We start from the raw sequence: 18541 nt of genomic DNA on the forward strand, positions 1-18541 counted from the left end.
TCCGCCAGCCGGGACGCCGCCGCCAACGCGAACCGGGTCTTGCCGACCCCACCGGGCCCGGTGAGGGTGACCAGCCGGGCGGACTCGACCAGCGCGCACAGCCGCGGAATGGTCTCCCGACGGCCGACGAGTGAACTCAGCGGCGCGGGCACTCCGGCACGCTGCGGCGCCGACGCCCCCCTCGGGGGCTCGGACGGCGGTGGTGCGGCGGACGCGGGAGGCGATATGGACACGGAGCGTGGCACGGAGGGGGCAGCCGGCACGGGCGCCAGTGCGGGGTCCTGGCGCAGGATGGCCTCGTGCAGGGCAGCCAGCTCGGGCCCCGGGTCGATGCCCAGCTCCTCGGCGAAGCGCCGCTGCAGTTCGCGGTAGGCCGTGAGCGCCTCGCTCTGCCGCCCGGAACGATAGAGGGCCCGCATCAGGCTCGCCCACAGCCGCTGACGCAACGGGTGGGCGGCAGCGAGGGACGCCAACTCGTCGGCCAGTGCGGCACTTTCCCCCAGATCAAGGCGGAGCTCGGCCAGCTCCTCCTGTGCCGTCAGGCGCTGCTCCTCCAGGTGGGCGATCGTGGCCTGCGCGAAGGGGGCGTCACGGAAGTCGGCGTACGCTTCCCCGCGCCAAAGCTCCAGTGCCTCCGCCAGCAGCGCGACCCGGGCCCGCGGCTCGGACAACCGCCGCGCACGGGTGATCAACTCGGCGAACCGGCCCGCGTCCACCGCGTCGTCGGGAGCCCGGAGCGCGTAGCCCGCCGCCCCGTACGTGATCAGGTCGCGGGCGTCGGGTTCGGACCTCGTCAGTACCCGGCGCAACTGCGAGACCTTGGTCTGCAGAGTGTTACCGGGGTTGCCGGGCGTCTCGTCGCCCCACAGGTCGTCGATGAGCCGGTCCACCGGCACCGGCCGACCGAGGTGCACCAGCAGATCGGCCAGCAGCGCGCGGACCTTGCCTTCGGGCACGGCAACCGGGGCTCCGTCAGCTGTACGGACCGTGACGGACCCCAGCACCTCGAATCGCATGTGAGCACGTTAACCGGTGTCCGTGCGTGGTGTGTCAGCAGTTCGTGCGTGGGCCCGGGCACTGTGCTGTCCGTGGCCACAGCAGGTCATCAAGACCCGTCAGCAGGTCATGAAAACCCGTCGCACACATTGCCCGGAGGTAGTCCCATGTCCGTCTCATCTCGTGAAATCCGACTTGCCTCGCGTCCCGTAGGGGAGCCGGTGCGTGAGAACTTCACACTGGCCCGCACCGAATTGCCCGACCCCGGCGAGGGGCAGATCCTGGTCCGCAACACCTGGATGTCCGTCGACCCGTACATGCGCGGCCGGATGGACGACGCACCCTCCTACATCCCGCCGTTCGAGCTCGGCGGTGCCCTGGAAGGCAGCGCCGTCGGTGAAGTGATCGCCTCCCGCGCAGCCTCCGTGCCGGTCGGAGCGGCCGTCTCGCACTTCCTGGGCTGGCGCGAGTACGCCGTCCTGGACGCGACGGCAGCCACCGTCGTCGACACCACGATCGCCCCGCCGACGGCATATCTCGGCCCCCTCGGCACCACCGGTCTGACCGCCTACGCCGCGCTGACCCGAACCGCTCCGGTCCGCGAGAAGGACGTCGTCTTCGTCTCGGCCGCAGCCGGCGCGGTCGGCAGCGTGGCCGGACAGCTGGCCCGGAAGCTGGGAGCGGCACGAGTGATCGGCTCGGCCGGCGGCCCGGAGAAGACGAAGAAACTCCTCGACGTGTTCGGCTTCGACGCGGCCGTCGACCACCGGCTGGGAAACCTGGACGAGCAGCTCGCACAGGCGGCACCCGACGGGATCGACGTCTACCTCGACGCGGTGGGCGGCGACCACCTGCAGGCAGCCATCGGCGCGATACGCCCCGGCGGACGGATCGCCATGGTCGGTGCGATCAGTGGCTACAACGCCACGGCGCCCGTGCCCGGACCCGACAACCTCTTCCGCGCCGCCACACACGAGGTCACCCTGCGCGGCATGCTCGTCACCAGCCACTTCGACCTCTTCCCGGAGTGGACCGGCAAGGCGGCGGGCTGGCTGGCAGACGGCACGCTGCGTACGGAGCAGACCGTCGCCGAGGGGATCGAGCAGGCCCCCGAGGCATTCCTGGGCGTGCTGCGCGGCGCCAACACGGGCAAGATGCTCGTCCGGTTGGAGAGCAACTGATGGCCCCGCGCTCCCCGCTGACCACCGCGCACTCCCCGCGCGCCCTGCTGGTCCTCGCCCACCCTCGCGCGGATTCGCTGACCGCCCAACTCGCCGACCGGGCCAAGCAGCGGCTGACGCGCGACGGCTTCGGTGTCGACCTCCTCGATCTGCACGCGGAGGACTTCGACCCCCGGATGACTCCGGCGGACGAGCCGGACTGGGCAGACCCGGACAAGTCGTACTCACCCCAGGTCCACGCCCACATGGCCCGCGTGGAGGCGGCCGATGTGATCGTGGTGGTCTTCCCGCTGTGGTGGTTCGGCCTCCCCGCCGTCCTCAAGGGCTGGATCGACCGCGTGTGGAACCACGGCCTCGCCTACGGCGGCAGCCGACCGCGGCTGCACGGCAAGCGGATGCTCTGGCTCAGCCTGGTCAGCTACGGACGCGAGCAGTTCACCGAACTCGGCTGGGACGAGGTGGTCTCCCGCACCCTGCGGGAGGGCATCTCGGGCTTCTGCGGCATCGATGACGCGGTGGTGCACTTCGTGTACGAATCACTGACCGCCGGCCAACAGGCCCTGAACACAGTGGACCCGGCGCTCGACGAGGTGCTGCCGCCGGTGCGAACGGGCGGCACCTGACAGTGCTCCGGCGTCTCCTGACAGTGCTCCGGACTCTGGCTCTGCTGATCGGCAGGGGGCCGGCCGCAGGTGCTGGGCCGGCCCCGGGCTGTCGCTTCGAGCCCTCGCAGGGTGAGGAAGGCTTCTGGGCGGTCGTGACACGGGCGCCGTGGTGGTCGCCCGGCAACGCCAGGCGGCGCGTCTTCACCCACCGCCCCTTTGCCGCCCTGCTGCCCTGCCGCCCGACGACACGACCGACCTCCTGTGATCTCGCGGGGCGCAGCGTGGTACCGGCTCGGTGCCGAAGGCCAGGGGGCCGCGAGGAGAAGGTGCGGGTTCTTGCGACCCGATCCCGATGCCGGTGCTCTCGCCTGCGGTTGCTTTCGCCCACTGGCGGTGTGCAGCACGTTGAGATGTGAGCCCGGTGCCCGGCAGGGCCCTGCTGTGTCGGGGCGCCCCGGTACGCTGCCCGGGCGAACAACGCTCGCTTGCGTAGGAGGAGAAGCGGCTGTGCCCGGCCCATCCATTGGACGTGGAGCCGTCGTCACCATCACTGACGGCCCGTTCATGACGCTGCAGGCAGTGATCACAGAGCCGATCGGTTCGATGCGGGCCAAGGCTCTGGTTGAGCTGTTCGGCCGCCGCGTCCCAGTGGACCTGCACTTCTCGGTCCCGGCGGACCGTCTTCAGGTGGCAGCGGTGCCGGACCGTTCCGGCATCATCGCGAAGTATGCGGGCGTCACACCCCGTTTCGGCGTGGTGGGACGCATCGCGTCCGGCAGGAACCGGGGCCGCCACATCCGGGTCGACAAGATGTGTGACCTGCCGGGAGGGGAGGAGGAGCCCGGGGAGTCCACAGGTGTCGTGATCCGCATCGCCGACGACATCGACATGAGCGTCAATTGCGCAAATGAGTGGGTGGAGGACTGGGCCGGTGTCGAGGAGACCTTCGAGCGCGATGGCCTCACGGTCGACTGGAGCTAGGCTGCGTCTCTTCTGACGGCGTCGACCACGTTCGATGTCCGGCGGACGCCTCAGCGTGCGGCGGCTTGGGGGCACCGCGTCTCAACTCGCGCTGAGAAATCCTCAGCGGAGCGCACCGGGGAAGGGACACAGCTGCGCATCTGTTCAAAGGAGCGTGACCTTGACGGTCCCGGCCACCAGGCGCCCTCCGCGTAGTGCCTGTCCGTACGCCGTCCATGACGGCTGGTTGGCGTACAGGGTCTCGTGGTCGAGTTGGCCCACCAGCAGCGTCACCTCACCAGCCTCTGCGACCAGCGACCGCCAGGCGGCAGGGGCGGTCATGCGGCCGTCCTCGAGCTGCCGGTGTCCGGGTCCGTCGATCTGGAGGGCATCGGCTGGGCCTTGCCGCACAAGCCAGCCGGGCGACTCCGGAGGGCGCTTGCCCAGGGCGAAGAACCGGTGCAGACCTTGGTCGATGAGGAACCGCTGTACCGGTGAGAACGGAACATCGTCGGCTGAAGGGGAAGGGGCCAGTAGCGTGACGGACTCTTCCCAGGCCAACAGAAGGGCGGGTCGGTTGCCGCCGGGGGCGGGAATGGTGATGGCCCGGGAAACGAGGTCAGTACTTGTGGACATCCCCAGGCTTCCGCTGGGACAGCGGCGGACCACCTGAGGGGGTACACACCGTTCATGGACGGTGCTCAGCTGCGACATCTCGGGGCTGACAGAGAGGACCGCGACGCCCGGTTCGGTGCTCGCGTCGCTGACCGCGGAGCATGCGCCGCAGGTGTAGGTGCGAGTGCGGGCGTGCCGGCCCGCCTCGGCCTCTGAGATGTGTTCGAGGATCTCGCTGCTGACATACACCGCCATCTGGCTCTCCTCGGGGTGTGTTGTGGGGACTGTTGGCTTCTTCTTGCGTCCGCCCGTGCAGCGTATGGGCTCTCATGCGGTTCGGTTGGTGAGTTGCGGACTTCTTCGATGACGGCTTGGTATCGGGCAGCAGTCCCTCGTCCATGCGGCGGCAGACGGCGCTCAGATCACCCCGCCCCGTCACAGGAAGAACGACCTCAAGCTCACGCCGAAGCCGATGTTCGACCCGTGACGAAGGGGGTGTGTCCGACCGGGACTCGCTCACCTGGAGGCGACGGGCTCCGGGGCGCGGTGCCGGCCGTCGGTGTCGCCGCCTACGGGTACGGCGCGCGGTGGCCGCACGCACGTCGTAGACGGGTGCCGGTCAGCCAGTCACCCGGTCGGCGGGCCGACCGGCGCGGTGGCAGCGGGTCAGAGCCCGGCGGCCGAGGAGCACGGCGCCCAGCCCCAGCGGGACGGCCACGATCGCGCCGACGAGTCCGTTGCCGGTGCCCGGACCGCCGCTGGCGGTGGCCAGGTGCAGCACCGCGAGAACCACGCCGACCGTTCCGACCGCGATGGCCGCCGACCCGCCGGCGCGCGCGTTTCCGGTGCTGATCCGGCGGCCGACGCGGGCCACGGCCAGCCAGCCGATGGCCAGCCCGAGCGCCCCCACTCCGAGGGCCAGGTTGGCGCCTGTTCGCCCGTCGCCGATGACCCCACCCTCGGCAGCCGCCATCAGTGCCGCTGAAGCGCTCATACTGCTCTCCTTCTTCTCGCTTGCCGCATCCGAAGTTCCATGTGCCGTGTGAGCATGCGCGTCGCCCCTCCCGCCTGTCGTCCAGCGGATGCAGGCACTCCCCTCTGCCACCGCCGCGGGATCCGGATACCGCGGCGGCGGCAGGGGGGAGTGCCGGTACCGCGTACGCGGTAGCCAAGCGCTCGTCCAGGAGCCGGACTCGCCCACAACCGCGTCCGGCTACGGTGCACCCATGAACAACGGACGGTTCGCTGTCCCGGCCGGAGTCACCGACTGGGTGACCGCCTTGGGCGTGGCGGCGCTGCTGCTGAGCGCCGGGCTGTCCGGGCCGCATCCGTCCGGGGGGCCCGAGCTGCTCGGCTCCGCGCTGCTGGCCGCCGGCGGTCTGACGCTGGCCGCGCGCCGCCGGGCGCCGCTCGTGGTCCTGGTCGTCACCGGGCTGTGCGCGGCGGGCTACCTGAGAGCCGGGTTCGAGGTGCTGGCCGTCTCGTACCTGGTCGCGGTCTATGGCGCAGTACGCGCCGGGCACCGGGCCAGCACGCTGGCCGTCTCCGTGGGCCTGCTGGTCGTGCTCCACCTCGTGGCCCTGGACCTTCATGCCGGGTCCTTGCGCGAGGTCGTGGGGCAGGCTCGGAACACCCTTGAACTCGCCTGGCTTGTCGCTGCGTACGCCGCAGGGGAGGCCGTGCGGCAGGCCGAACACCGGGCAGACGAAGCCGAGCGCACCCGCGAGGAGACCGCCAGGCGCCGGGCCGACGAGGAGCGGCTGCGCATCGCGCGGGAGCTCCACGACGCGCTCACCCACCAGATCTCGGTCATCAAGGTGCAGTCGGAAGTTGCTGTCCACGTGGCCCGGCGCCGCGGCGAACAGGTGCCGGAGGCGCTGCTCGCGATCCAGGGAGCCGGCCGGGAGGCGAGCCGGGAGCTGCGCGCGACCCTCGAGGCGCTGCGCGACGACGACACCACTCCACCGCACGGACTCGGCCACATCCCCGACATGGTGAAGCGGTTCCAAGGGACCGGCTTGGACGTGACGCTGACGATAGAAGGACACCCGCACGACGTGCCCGCCGCGGTGAGCCGTACCGCGTACCGGATCGTTCAGGAATCCCTCACCAACGTCGCCCGGCACGCCGCGGCAACCACGGCCTCAGTGCTCATCGACCACCGGCCGGGCACTCTCGCCATCCGCGTCGACGACAACGGAAAGGCCACCTTGCATCCCGCACCGGCGCCCGGGCTCGGGCTGCTCGGCATGCGCGAACGCGTCACGGCACTGGGAGGCCGCCTGCGCACCGAGCCGCGCAGCGCGGGCGGCTTCACTGTCCAGGCCGAACTCCCCACGGACGGAGCATCGTGATCCGGGTCCTGCTGGTCGATGACCAGCCCCTCATCCGCAGCGGCTTCCGCGCGCTGCTCGACCTCGAGGACGACATCGAGGTGGTGGCCGAGGCCGCCGATGGCCAAGAGGGCTTGGCCCTCGTCAAGGAACGGCTGCCCGATGTCGCTCTCATCGATATCCAGATGCCCCTCATGGACGGCATCGAAGCGACCCGGCGCATCGCCGCGGACCCGACCCTGGCCGACGTACACGTCGTCATGCTGACCAACTACGGCATGGACGAGTACGTCTTCGACGCGCTGCGCGCCGGCGCCGCCGGCTTCCTGGTCAAGGACATCCTGCCGGAGGACTTCCTGCACGCCGTACGCGTCGCCGCCCGCGGCGACGCCCTGCTCGCACCCACCATCACCCGCAAGCTCATCGATCGATACGTCACCCAGCCGCCGCCCGCCCGCATCGGCAGCGGGCCGGAGGAGCTGACCAGCCGCGAACGCGAGACGGTCGCCCTGGCCGCACGCGGTCTGTCCAACGACGAGATCGCCGGCCGCCTGGTCATCAGCCCGGCGACTGCCAAGACCCACATCAACCGGGCGATGGCCAAGCTCCACGCCCGCGACCGCGCCCAGCTCGTGGTCCTCGCCTACGAAACCGGGCTGGTCACTCCGATCACTCCGCGCAGCTCCTGACGCCCGACCATCTCGGCGGCGACAAGGCGTACTCCTCCCGTCGAAACAGCCGCCACCTGCGACGACGCCAGATCAAGAACACCGTCCCCGGCACCGTCGACCCGACCCGACCCGACCCAATCCGGCCGGATCCGGCCCAACCCGGCCGGATCCGGCTCCGGCTCCGACCATGATCTCCGCCGGATCTAGTCGCCGGTCGTACCGTCGAGCATCTCGCGCATGATGTCCAGGTGGCCGTTGTGGCGGGCCGTCTCCTCGGTGAGGTGCAGGAGGATCCAGCGCAGGTCGACGTGGAGACCGTCGCGGACAGCTCGCTGGGCCTGCTTGTCCAGGTCGTTCCCGGCGACCAGCTCCCGGTAGCGGGCGCTCTGTTCCGCGTATTCGTCGAGCAACTGTGTGAGCGGGAAGTCGACAGCGATACGCATCTCGCGGTCGGGGTCCTCCTCGGTCCAGGGGCCCCGATCTTCCTCCCCGAGGAAGACCACCTGGAACCAGTAGTACTCGACCCAGCGGAGGTGGTTGATCACTCCACTCATGGTCATCAGAGGGGAGCCCGGCAGGAGCGCCTTGCGGGCGTTCTCCGCAGAGACGCCCTCGGACTTGGCGCGGGCGGTGTCACGTGCGTAGTCGAGGAACGTGGTGAGCTGGGTGCGCTCGTCCCACGCGGGCGGCGTGTCGTCGATTCTGGTCATCGTGCGAAGCGTCCCCGATCACCACGACCGATGTCGAGGTATTTGACGACGGACCCAACCTGGGCTGCCCAGGAAGGCCGGAAGGCCGCTCACGATGTCCTCGGCATGCTTGCCTGTCGCCGTCGCCATGCACGAAAGCGGCATGAGCCTGGGAGCGGTCTTCGTCACTGGTCATCTCCGCAGCAGTGTGTCGACATTCCCGAACTCGGCCTGCTGAGCGAGCTCATGGCACTGGCTGTCCGCCGCTTTCACTCTCGCCGGCTACCTCACCTCTCATCTGACCGGCCAAGTGATCAGCCAGGAGTGGGGTCCCGAGGGGGCGCTGCGGCAGGGCATGCGAACGCCCCGGTGACGCCGGGAAGGCACCGTCGGTTGTGTGAACGTGTGTGATCCAACGGTTTTGCCTCGGCGGCGGGAGTTCCGCTGCTTGGCGAGCACGGCCGGCTTGGTGCGGCCGAGGTCACGGGCCGCACTTTCCTGGCATGGCCGGGCGACTCATCCCACGCAAGGCCCGCCCTGCGTAAATGTCGTGATCTCTGCGTGGTGTTATGACAACTGACTGTCACATCACGCGCCACTCGCCTGTTTGACATGCAACCAATTGGTTGCCAATGTGATGAGGGAGGGGGTGGAATGGCATGGACGAGGTGTTCAAGGCGCTCGCGCACGCGAGTCGGAGGCGGCTGCTGGACCGGCTGAACGAGAGGGCTGGGCAGAGCCTGTTCGAACTGTGTGCGGGGCTGGAGATGACCCGGCAGGCGGTGTCCAAGCATCTGTCGGTGCTGGAGGACGCGGGTCTGATCACGGTGGTCCGGCACGGCCGGGAGAGGCTGCACTACCTCAATCCCGTGCCCATCCACGATATGGCCGACCGCTGGATCGGCCAGTACGAGCGGGGTCGGATGGCCGCGCTCAGCAATTTGAAGCAGGCCCTGGAAGGAACGGCGATGAGTAGGCCCGAGTTCGTCTATACGATCTACATCCACACCACGCCCGAGAAACTCTGGGAGGGGCTCACCAGCCCGGAGTTCCTGAAGCAGTACCACGGTGGCTGGGCGCCCTCCTCCGACTGGAAGGTCGGTTCGAAGGTGCTGTGGCCGGTCGAGGAGGGCGGCGATCCGCAGGACCTCGGCCAGGTTGTCACCGAGGCGGAGCCCGGCAAGCGGCTCGCGTATACCTGGCACACGCTGCAGCCGATGCACCAGGAGATGTTCGGCATGAGCGACGCGGAGTTCGCCGAGGCGGCCAAGGAGCGCTCGAAGGTCACCTTCGACATCGAGCCCGCCGAGGAGCCGGAACTGGGCGTGAAGCTGACCATCACCCACGACGGCTTCACCTCGGCCGACTCCAAGATGCTCGAGGGGGTCAGCGGCGGCTGGATCATGATGATGTCGGAGCTGAAGACGATTCTGGAGAAGGCCTGACCCACTCCCCGGCGGGCCGCCGCCACGGGATCGGCCGCCGCACGCGCCCCTTCTCCGATGGGCTGATGGCTGACGTGTCGGTTTTGACGGCGTACGGCGTGTTCTTCCGTACGGCGGGCGGAAGAAGACGTGACTCCTTCCAGCAGAAACTGGGAGGACCGGGTGCCTGGTCGGGGGTTCAGCACAGGAACCAACGCGGAACGCCGGGCGAGGTGAGGCGTAAGCAGCCAGGGCAGGGGCCGCTTTCTTGGAGCGCTACCCAATCACCTCGTCGCGAGAGGCGCCGATGGCTCGTCCCGGCAGACCGGCTCGGGATGGCGGCGGCCTGGGTGAAGGAGGCCGATGTCTGTGCTGAACCGTAGCCATGGCGAAGGGCGCCTGCGGGCCTGAGTATGACTTCTGACCTGGACGCCCTTCTGGCGGCACTGTACGTGTTCGTCGACGACCATATGGCCCCTTGACGCCGGATCGGGTGACCTCCGACGCTCACGGACAGCGCATTGCTGTGTCTGGCGGTCGCCCAGATCCTGGTGGGCTTCGCCTCGGCCCGGCACCGGATCCCCTACGCCGACGCCAGGCTCGCTCACCTGTTCCACTGCCTTTCCCAGAAGCAATTCAAGCCCGTACCCGGAGAATGTCAGTGCATCACCTGAACGAATCGGGTCGGCCACGCGTCCGCCCCGATCGAACTGACACCTGGCCTCAGGGTTTCAGCAGACCGCCGATCCACCAGTCGTGCGGCTTGCCGTCGTTGGCAATGGCGCGGTTACGTAGGGTTCCCTCGACGGTGAAGCCGAGCCTCTCGGCGACGGCCCGGGATCCGAGGTTCCCGACCATGGCCCACCATTCGATGCGGTGAACGTCGAGGGTGGCCCAGCCCCAGTCGCACAGCGCCCGGGCGGCCTCGACCGAGTACCCGTGGCCACGCTGCTCTTTGACCGCCCAGTAGCCGATCTCCCAAACGCCGGGCATGACGATGAACAGGCAGTACGATCCGACCAGGGCGCCGCTGTCCTTGCGGAAGGCCCCGAGGGTGTAGCTCTTGTCTGTGCTCCAGCCCGCGGGCAGCTCTTCACCGATGCGCTTCTCGGCGTCCGCACGCCGGTACGGCACCGGCACCGGCGTATAGAACTGGATCTCCTCGTCCTGGCAAGCCTCGTACACCGCATCCACGTCGGCGGAGGTGAAGGCTCTGAGCACCAGGCGGTCGGTCTCGAGAATTACCGGATCCATTGCCGCAGTATGGACAGCACCCGCTGCGGTGGCGAGCGAATATCGGCGACGAACTGCCGAGATTGCAAGGCCTCGGCCGGTGCCTTCTCTTCAGGGACGTCTCAGTCCCTCTCGACGCGACTCGGGGAGGGCTGCCGGGACGCGTTCTGTCGGCCGGCCCCGACCCGGGTGGAGACCATTTGGGCCCGTCTCATCGAAGCTACTCAGCGCAGTATGGCTGCCAGCAGATCGCTGCCCAGCGCCGTCAGGTCGGGCAGATGGAGGGTATGACGGAGGTAGCGACCGTGCCGCCGGGCCGTGAGCAGGCCCGCGCGGCGCAGGACGGCAAGGTGGCGGGACACCTCCGGGAGTGAAAGTTCCCAGGTGTGGGCCAGCTCGCCGGTGGTGTGCGGGCCGTGGGCCAGGGTGCGCAGCAGCCTCAGTCGTACCGGATGGGTGAGTGCCTCCAACCGCAGTGCGACCGTTTCCCGCGATACCGGCTCCGATCGACTCGGCTCGGCGAAGGCGCCGAGGAGGCCGCCTGCCGTGAACCGCTGAGCGGCCATGACGCGGGGGCGGGCGGCCAGAAACCCCGAGACCCGTGCTGCAGCCAGCATGATCAGCGCGTAGCCGGTGACGGGGAACGGGGCCTGGAGGGTGGCCTGCGCTTCGTCCTCGGGGATGGCGCGGAACATGTTGCCCATGGGGGCGGTACCGAAGCCCAGCGAACCGGGCAGCAGGTGGGTGAGGCTCATCAGGAGAGTTCCTTTTCGTACGTGGTGGCGAGCCGCTCGGTGCCTCCCCGTGGGTCCTGCGCAGCCTTTCTTGCGTACGACGGTATTTGCGGACGCAGGTAAATGTAAACGCTGACTAAACGCGTACGGCGGCAATGTCGTGCGCTGACGTCGTGTGCTGATGTCGTGCGCTATGGAAACGGCCGGTGGCCGGGGCGTCCTCGGGCTCAGGCGAAGGACGCCCCGGCCACCGGCGGGAACCGGGGAACCGGGAACCGGGCCGCGTGCCAGGAACCGGCGGGTGCCGGGCCGCTCAGGGCAGGATCGAGTCGACGTAGCCGCCGTCGACGCGCAGGGCGCCGCCGGTGGTCGCGGACGCGAAGGGCGAGGAGAGGTAGACGACCAGGTGGGCGATCTCCTCGGGCTCGATGAGGCGCTGGATCAGTGACTGCGGACGGTGCTTGATCATGAACTCGCGCTGTGCCTCGTCCCAGGGCAGCTCGTCGCCGACCAGCTCGCGGACGAAGCCCTCGACGCCGCCGGTGTGCGTCGGTCCGGCGATGACGGAGTTGACCGTTACGCCCGTACCGGCCGCCTCCTTGGCGAAGCCGCGGCTGACGGCGAGCAGCGAGGTCTTGGTCATGCCGTAGTGGATCATCTCGGCAGGGACGACCACGGCCGAGTCGCTGGCGAGGTTGAGGATTCGGGCCCAGCCCCGTTCCGTCATGTCGGGCAGACAGGCGCGGATGAGCCGGACGGCGGAGAGGACGTTCACCTCGAAGTAGCGGCGCCACTCGGCGTCGTCGATCTCCAGCGGGGCGGCGGAGCCGAAGATGCCCAGATTGTTGACCAGGATGTCGACCCTGGGGACCGCCTCCAATACGGCAGCGGCACCCTCCTCGGTCGCCAGGTCGCCCACGGCGGGGATGACGTCGTCGCTGCCGGAGTCGGCGCGCACCCGGTCCACCGCGTCCGTGACGCGCTCCGTGCCCCGGCCGTTGACGGCGACCCGGGCTCCGGAGCGGGCGAGGCCGACGGCGATGGCGTATCCGATGCCCTGGGTGGAGCCGGTGACCAGGGCGGTGCGGCCGGAAAGGTCGATCTGCACGATGGTTCCTCCTCGTCGAGGGTGTGCGGCGGTGCGTCATCGATACCGAAGGGAGGTCGATGCCGCGGTACGTATATCGATGCCGGTATACGGCAGGTGCCCCGCGCGCCCGTCCCCGTGACGCAGGGGGCGGGGCGGGCGCTCGGGGCGTCCGGGGTGGTGGTCAGTTGAGGGTGTCGGGGTCCGGACCGGTGCGCAGCCCGCGGTCCAGGCCCGCGATGGCGGACATGTCGGCATCGCTCAGCTCGAAGCCGAAGACGTCGAGGTTCTGCCGGATGCGCTCGGGGGTGACGGACTTGGGGATCACGATGTTGCCGCTCTGCAGGTGCCAGCGCAGCACCAGCTGCGCCGGGGACACGCCGTGCGATCCGGCGATCTTCACGATCGGCTCGTCCTTGAGGACCGCGCCCTGGGCCAGCGGGCTCCACGCCTCGGTGGCGATGCCGTGCTCGGCGTGGAAGGCGCGCAGCTCGTGCTGCTGGAGCGCGGGGTGCAGCTCGATCTGGTTGACGGCCGGGGTGACACCGGTGTTGTCCTTCAGCCGCCGCAGGTCGGGGACCCGGAAGTTCGAGACACCGATGGCGCGGGTGCGCCCGCTCGCCAGGACCTCCTCCAGCACCTTGTAGGTCTCCACGTACAGATCACGGGCCGGGGTGGGCCAGTGGATCAGGTAGAGGTCGACGTAGTCGAGGCCGAGCTTGTCCAGGGAGGCGTCGAACGCGGCCAGGGCCTTGTCCTTGCCCTGGTCGTCGTTCCACAGCTTGGTCGTGATGAAGAGGTCCTCGCGGGGGAGGCCGGAGGCGTTGAGGGCCTGGCCGACGCCGCGCTCGTTGCCGTAGACCGCGGCGGTGTCGATGCTGCGGTAACCGGCCTCGAGGGCGGCGGCGACGGCTGGGGCGGTCTCCTCGTCGGGGACCTGGAAGACGCCGAAGCCGAGCTGCGGCATGACCACGCCGTTGTTGAGCGTCACGTTCGGGATGGAGGTCATGAGAGGGGGCCTTTCGGTGGTGCTGGGGAGTTGGGGAGCTGGGGTACTGGTCGGTGCTGGTCAGAGCGCCTGGAGTGCGGCCTGGGCGAATCCGTGGTCCTGCTCGGGGGCGCCACCGCCGAGCCCGAGGGCGCCGATGAGCTGGCCGTCGCGGTGGACGGGCACCCCGCCCGCGATGAACAGCAGGGGCTTGTTCAGCGCGGTGGGCAGCGAGTGGAAGGGCCCGCCCGGCTTGACCAGGTCGGCCACCTCGGCGGTCGGTGCGTTCAGTTGCAGGGCGGTGTAGGCCTTGGCCGTGCTGGTCTCACCGGAGATGAGCACGGCGCGCTCATCGCGGCGGAATGCAAGCAGGTGGCCGCCGGCGTCGAGAACGGTGATGCTGACGGGAACTCCCGCCTCGTCGGTGGCGCGGCGGGCCGCGGCGATGAGGGTCTCGGCGTCGGCCGTGGTCAGTGGGGTCACGGTGGTGCTCATGGGTCACTTCCTGCGGTGGGTGATGGACGTCCGCCTGTCGCGGCGGTCAGGAGCGGGCGGTGCACGCCACGGCCGGAAGGGCGCCGGAGTCGGCGGCCGGGCCGGCAGCCGTGGCGGAGGCGAGATCCGCGGGTGCGAGGCCTGCGGCATCGGCGCTGGGGCCGATGGACTCGCGGTCGGGGGTCTTTGCCGCGCCGCGGGAGGGGCGCAGTTCCATCCGGTGCGAGACCACGGCCAGCACCAGCGCGGCGGCGGCCAGGACGGCGCCGACGGCGTTGGGTGCGGTGTAGCCGAGACCGGCGGAGATCACCATGCCGCCGAGCCAGGCGGACAGCGCGTTGCCCAGGTTGAAGGCGCCGATGTTGGCCGCCGAGGCCAGCGTGGGGGCGCCGTGGGCGTGGTCCAGGACCCGCTTCTGCAGCGGCGGGACGGTGGCGAAGCCGAGGGCGCCGATGAGGAAGACGGCCGCGATGGCCGCGACCTGGACGGAGGCCAGGAAGGTGAACAGCAGCAGGACCAGCGCCAGGCCGCCCAGGGCCGTGTAGAGCATCGGCATCAGCTTGCGGTCGGCGAACCGGCCGCCGATGAGGTTGCCTGCCACCATGCCGAGCCCGAAGACCACCATCAGCCAGGTGACGGAGGACTCGGCGAAGCCGCCGACGTCGGTCATCATCGGCGCGATGTAGGTGATCGCGGCGAACACGCCGCCGAAGCCGAGCACCGTCATGGCCATGGCCAGCACGACCTGGGTGTTCTTGAAGGCGGCGACCTCGTGCCGCAGCCGCACGCCCTCCGGCTTGGGCATGTCGGGCACCAGTTTGGCGACGCCCGCCAGGCCGAGCACACCGAGCGCGGCGACGAGCACGAAGGTCACCCGCCAGCCCGCGCTCTGCCCCACGAACGTACCCAGGGGCACGCCGACGACGTTGGCCACGGTCAGGCCGGTGAACATCATCGAGATGGCGCCGGCCTTCTTCTCCGGCGCCACCAGTTCGGCGGCGACGACGGAGCCGATGCCGAAGAAGGCACCGTGGGCCAGCGAGGCCACCACCCGGCCGATCAGCATGACGGCGAAGACGGGGGCGACGGCGGAGACGAGATTGCCGAGGATGAACAGGCCCATGAGCAGCATGAGCATGCTCTTGCGGGAGATCTTGGTGCCCAGGACGGTCATGATCGGCGCGCCGATCATGACGCCGAGGGCGTAGCCGGTGACCAGGAGGCCGGCCGTGGGAACCGATACCCCGAGATCCGCGCCGACCTGGGGCAGCAGCCCCATGATCACGAATTCCGTGGTGCCGATTCCGAAGGCGCCTATGGCCAGGGCCAGCAGTGCGAGCGGCATGACAAGGGTCCTTTGACGGTGCAAGGGGGGAGGGGATGGGGCGATGAGCCCGGAGCGGAAGGCGCGGCCATGAAGGTGCGCTGGCGCCTTAAGTGCGTCCACAATAATTGCACGCGCTGGATAATTGCAAACGCGGGTATAGTGGACTGAGTGATACGCCCGACAGTCCCCTGCCGGTGCCGCACACCGCTCGCAAGACCCGACCGAGGGAGCTGCTCATGACCGCCACCGACCCGGCGATGACCGCACTGGCGCACAGTTGGTCGGCTCTCTCACTGCTGCACGGCCGCATCGAGAGCTGCGTCGAACGCGCGCTGCAGGCGGGGCACAAGCTGAGCGCCCGCGAGTACTCGCTGCTGGACGTGCTCAGCCGGCAGCACGACGGCGAGGGCGGCCACCTGCAGATGCGCCAGGTCGCCGACTCCGTCGTGCTCAGCCAGAGCGCCACCACACGGCTGGTGACGCGGCTGGAGGAGCGCGGGCTGCTCTCGCGCTACCTGTGCCCCACGGACCGCCGCGGCATCTACACGGATGTGACCGAGGCCGGCATGCGCCTGCTGGACGAGGCCCGGCCCACCCACAACACCGCCCTGCGCAAGGCCCTGGACGAGGCAGCCGAGGACCCCGCACTCGCCCCCCTCGTCAAGGCCGTCCACGAGCTGCAGGGCGCCATCCACCCGGCGTGAGCCGGCGCCCGGGCGTCAGCGGACGAATCCGCTCCGGGACCGGATGAGTTTCAGAACCGCGCCGCCCGGGTCGTCGAAGCACATGACCTCGGTGCCGAGCGCTTCCTCGGGATGACCCCCGCCCGCGCGGAACGCGTAGCCGTGCCGGGGAAGTCGTGCCCGGCCTCCTTCATGCGTGCGTACACCGCGTCGAAGTCGTCGGCCTGGAAGCACATATGAATCGAGCTGGGCGGTTCGCCTCGCTGGTCGTGCGCTGGAGGACGGTCGGCCGCGACGAATCGACTGGGACGTTGTCGTCTTTCCGCGCTTGAGGGCTGCGTTTCCGCTGCTCAAGGAGAGGCGGGGCTTCTGTGGGAGTGGTGGACTGTCGTGTCATCGCTTCTGTGGGGATTGTGGGTGCCGTTAGTCCTGGGCCTGGGGGGAGGAGGACCGACAGCATGCAGGCCGAGTTCAGGAGGGCCGAACTGGAGTGGGAGGAATGGGCTGTCGCCCTCTCTCGCGTCGGTGAGGTCCTGGATCCAGGGGGCGAGACCGGGCAGGACCAGACTCCGGCCGAGTCGACGTCGACAGCAGAGGCCGCGAGGCCGAGGTCGCAGATGCCCATGTGATGTGAGGGGCTTGCCCGTTCGGTGCTGTCGGTGGAACCACCAGCGCGTCGTGCAGGCGCCAGTACTGCAACGGCGCTTGCCGTCCGTCAGGTCGTGGGCAGGTGAACTGGATGCTGTGCATGGGCGGCTTGCCCGGCAGCAATGGAAGCGCCGTTCCTGCGGTAGCGGGGCTCACGGCCTGCGGATCTACGACTGGGCACGTGTCGAAGTGCGGCCCTGGCACCGGCCGGACCGCCGCCACTGGGTCATCGCCGCCGCAGCGTTGTCCGCCCGCAGGAGAAAATGGTCTTCAGGTCCCGATGAAGCCTACGGAGTTGCAGGGCGGGTGCCCCCTGCGGTGCGGGCTCGCGACTGAGCCATGCGGCCCGTGGGTGGAGCGTGGAGCTCCCCGCGCGTTCCGGCGCCGTTGCGTGCTGCCCGGTCAGGTCTTGCCCACTGGGCTCCAATCCGAGCACACGGCGCCGGACGGTCTTGAGGTGCACACCTGCACCTTGACGGACTTGCCCTCGTCGTAGCCCTGGCTTCCGTAGCGGTTGATCTTTTTGCCATGGCTGGTGAATCGGGCTGTTCCAGCACCCGCGACCTTGACGTAGGCGACCGGTCCACCGGTTGTTGTTGAACTCGTCCCAGACGGTGACCCTGTCGCCTTCCCCCACGTAGCTGACCTTGACCTTACTGCTGCCCTTCTGGCAGTACCCCATGGTGTACACGCCGTTCGACTCCCCACCGCAGTTCCCGGAGGCTGCGTGAGCGGGACCAGCAGGACCGAAATGCATCTCAGGGGAGGCCGTGCGCTGCCACTCCCAGCAATGTGGCCTTCAACGCGGCCGGCATCCTGTGCATCGTCCATGCGTTGCGGTCCGCCCGCGGCCTCGTGCGGCCGAGCCCTCGTACGTCTGACCGAACAGCGTCCCGAAGAGGTACGCTCCGGCAGGTCGCGCTCGTCCTGCTCGACGCGGGCGCCGCACCGTACCCGGCCGGAGTTGACGTGAACGCCCAACGGGCCAGGACAGAACTGCCGTCCGGCACCCGATGCGGGCGAGACGGTCACCGACGGGGAAGACGTCAGGTACGACGACTGGTCGGCGCCGACCGCGCATGGCGGACCGACGTGGGATGACCCGGAGGATCCGCGGTTGCTCAAGGACGGAGCGGTGCTGCTCGGGTCCCCATTCAGGGGCCCATCTGGCCGGCCGAGTACGCCGAGAAATCAGTCGATGAAGAAGTTCCAGAACGCTCCGACCTCTGTGTTCGAGGCCGCCAGGATGCCGAAGTCCGTGATGATGCCGTCCCGTTGCGCGTCCAACCCCGCGAAGCAGGAGAGGGAGAAGCCGTCGCGGTACCAGTGGGGATCCGTGCCGCCGCTGAGGTCCTCGGCGTTGGTGGCGTACTCCGCGTCGGGGCCGAATCGGGCCAGGAGGGTGCGGGCCGCCGACCACAGCCGGCGCCGCCGTACCGGGTCGCGCGCGCCGGGCGGCCGGGTGCCGCCGTGGGGCGTGGCGGTCCAGTGCAGCGCGGTCAGTTCGACCGCCGCCTCGTGGGTCAGCAGTTCCAGATGGTGGTCGAGGTGGTGCGGCTCCAGCCGGTCGAAGGGGTAGTGCGGGGAGTGCCTGGTGCGCTGGGGCCAGTTGGTGTGGGCGTCGGGCAGCCAGCCGCGCGGATCGCGGGTGCGGAACTGGAGTACCGCTGCGGCGTCCACCAGCCAGTCCTCGTGCTGTCGGGGCCCCACGGCGGCCAGCGGGCAGCCCAAGATGACCAGCGCCTGCTGCCATTCCTGGCGCTGGGCGGCGGGGGACGACCCGGGACCGTGCGGAAGCATGACGGCACCCTAACGGCGTGCCGGCAGCCCCCGGTTCGAGGGCGGCTCTTCCGCGACCGACCGGCGTGCGAC

17 protein-coding genes and 3 pseudogenes are annotated in these 18541 nt (G+C 69.6%); 9 read left to right on the top strand and 11 right to left on the bottom strand.

What is annotated here, in order from left to right:
- Positions 1–1016: AfsR/SARP family transcriptional regulator (locus KBY19_RS29800; protein ID WP_210967084.1), on the bottom strand; the 1016-nt coding region annotated here is incomplete at its 3' end.
- Positions 1017–1163: 147 nt separating this feature from the next.
- Between KBY19_RS29800 and KBY19_RS29805 the strand changes: the two genes are divergently transcribed.
- The 3 genes from KBY19_RS29805 to KBY19_RS29815 all read left to right on the top strand — a co-directional run bounded on the left by KBY19_RS29805 (position 1164) and on the right by KBY19_RS29815 (position 3763).
- Positions 1164–2177 carry an NADP-dependent oxidoreductase gene (locus KBY19_RS29805; RefSeq protein ID WP_210967085.1) on the top strand — a complete coding sequence of 338 codons (1014 nt, stop codon included), beginning with the start codon at positions 1164–1166 and terminating at the stop codon, positions 2175–2177.
- Complete coding sequence (locus tag KBY19_RS29810; RefSeq protein WP_210967086.1) at positions 2177–2800, top strand: NAD(P)H oxidoreductase; 624 nt, start codon at positions 2177–2179, stop codon at positions 2798–2800. The genes KBY19_RS29805 and KBY19_RS29810 overlap by 1 nt, the downstream gene beginning before the upstream one ends.
- Before the next feature lie 546 nt (positions 2801–3346).
- The gene (locus KBY19_RS29815; RefSeq protein WP_210967087.1) at positions 3347–3763 is read left to right on the top strand and encodes a hypothetical protein; all 417 of its coding nucleotides are present in this window, start codon (positions 3347–3349) and stop codon (positions 3761–3763) included.
- Positions 3764–3907: 144 nt separating this feature from the next.
- Here KBY19_RS29815 and KBY19_RS29820 read toward each other — a convergent pair whose 3' ends face one another.
- Positions 3908–4612 carry a hypothetical protein gene (locus KBY19_RS29820; protein WP_099886086.1) on the bottom strand — a complete coding sequence of 235 codons (705 nt, stop codon included), beginning with the start codon at positions 4610–4612 and terminating at the stop codon, positions 3908–3910.
- A gap of 364 nt (positions 4613–4976) precedes the next feature.
- Positions 4977–5351, bottom strand: coding sequence for a DUF6223 family protein (locus KBY19_RS29825; RefSeq protein ID WP_099886087.1), 375 nt, complete (start codon positions 5349–5351; stop codon positions 4977–4979).
- A 232-nt stretch (positions 5352–5583) separates the two neighbouring features.
- Between KBY19_RS29825 and KBY19_RS29830 the strand changes: the two genes are divergently transcribed.
- From KBY19_RS29830 to KBY19_RS29840, 3 genes and pseudogenes are all read left to right on the top strand, one after another.
- Positions 5584–6711 (top strand): sensor histidine kinase, encoded by a 1128-nt coding sequence (locus KBY19_RS29830; RefSeq protein WP_185019191.1) that lies wholly within the window; start codon positions 5584–5586, stop codon positions 6709–6711.
- Positions 6708–7379, top strand: coding sequence for a response regulator transcription factor (locus KBY19_RS29835; RefSeq protein WP_099886089.1), 672 nt, complete (start codon positions 6708–6710; stop codon positions 7377–7379). The genes KBY19_RS29830 and KBY19_RS29835 overlap by 4 nt, the downstream gene beginning before the upstream one ends.
- 2 nt (positions 7380–7381) lie before the next feature.
- Positions 7382–7468: pseudogene (locus KBY19_RS29840) on the top strand (IS5/IS1182 family transposase); the annotation flags it as partial.
- A 96-nt stretch (positions 7469–7564) separates the two neighbouring features.
- Here KBY19_RS29840 and KBY19_RS29845 read toward each other — a convergent pair.
- Positions 7565–8071: a DinB family protein gene (locus KBY19_RS29845; RefSeq protein ID WP_099886090.1), complete on the bottom strand. Its 507-nt coding sequence runs from the start codon at positions 8069–8071 to the stop codon at positions 7565–7567.
- Positions 8072–8709: 638 nt separating this feature from the next.
- Between KBY19_RS29845 and KBY19_RS29850 the strand changes: the two genes are divergently transcribed.
- Complete coding sequence (locus KBY19_RS29850) at positions 8710–9495, top strand: metalloregulator ArsR/SmtB family transcription factor (protein WP_099886091.1); 786 nt, start codon at positions 8710–8712, stop codon at positions 9493–9495.
- A gap of 702 nt (positions 9496–10197) precedes the next feature.
- Here KBY19_RS29850 and KBY19_RS29855 read toward each other — a convergent pair.
- The 6 genes and pseudogenes from KBY19_RS29855 to KBY19_RS29880 form a co-directional block, all read right to left on the bottom strand.
- Entirely contained in the window at positions 10198–10728 is a 531-nt protein-coding gene (locus KBY19_RS29855; protein ID WP_099886092.1) for a GNAT family N-acetyltransferase, read from the bottom strand.
- Between the two features lie 203 nt (positions 10729–10931).
- Positions 10932–11312: pseudogene (locus tag KBY19_RS29860) on the bottom strand (ArsR/SmtB family transcription factor); the annotation flags it as partial.
- A 442-nt stretch (positions 11313–11754) separates the two neighbouring features.
- Positions 11755–12549 (bottom strand): SDR family NAD(P)-dependent oxidoreductase, encoded by a 795-nt coding sequence (locus KBY19_RS29865; protein ID WP_210967088.1) that lies wholly within the window; start codon positions 12547–12549, stop codon positions 11755–11757.
- 163 nt (positions 12550–12712) lie between these two features.
- Positions 12713–13537 (bottom strand): aldo/keto reductase, encoded by an 825-nt coding sequence (locus tag KBY19_RS29870; protein WP_210967089.1) that lies wholly within the window; start codon positions 13535–13537, stop codon positions 12713–12715.
- Positions 13538–13597: 60 nt separating this feature from the next.
- Positions 13598–14011 carry a heme-binding protein gene (locus tag KBY19_RS29875; protein WP_185019195.1) on the bottom strand — a complete coding sequence of 138 codons (414 nt, stop codon included), beginning with the start codon at positions 14009–14011 and terminating at the stop codon, positions 13598–13600.
- A gap of 46 nt (positions 14012–14057) precedes the next feature.
- Positions 14058–15356, bottom strand: coding sequence for an MFS transporter (locus KBY19_RS29880; RefSeq protein ID WP_210967090.1), 1299 nt, complete (start codon positions 15354–15356; stop codon positions 14058–14060).
- A 218-nt stretch (positions 15357–15574) separates the two neighbouring features.
- Here KBY19_RS29880 and KBY19_RS29885 point away from each other — a divergent pair, with 218 nt between their 5' ends.
- Both KBY19_RS29885 and KBY19_RS29890 read left to right on the top strand, forming a co-directional pair.
- Complete coding sequence (locus tag KBY19_RS29885) at positions 15575–16042, top strand: MarR family winged helix-turn-helix transcriptional regulator (protein WP_099886097.1); 468 nt, start codon at positions 15575–15577, stop codon at positions 16040–16042.
- Positions 16043–16777: 735 nt separating this feature from the next.
- Positions 16778–16903, top strand: a pseudogene (locus KBY19_RS29890) (IS701 family transposase); the annotation flags it as partial.
- A 957-nt stretch (positions 16904–17860) separates the two neighbouring features.
- Here the strand turns inward: KBY19_RS29890 and KBY19_RS29895 are convergent.
- Entirely contained in the window at positions 17861–18469 is a 609-nt protein-coding gene (locus KBY19_RS29895) for a hypothetical protein (protein WP_099886099.1), read from the bottom strand.
- Between the last annotated feature and the right edge of the window lie 72 nt (positions 18470–18541).

It is taken from the genome of Streptomyces sp. B15, from assembly GCF_018070605.1.
GTDB classification, from domain to species: domain Bacteria; phylum Actinomycetota; class Actinomycetes; order Streptomycetales; family Streptomycetaceae; genus Streptomyces; species Streptomyces smyrnaeus.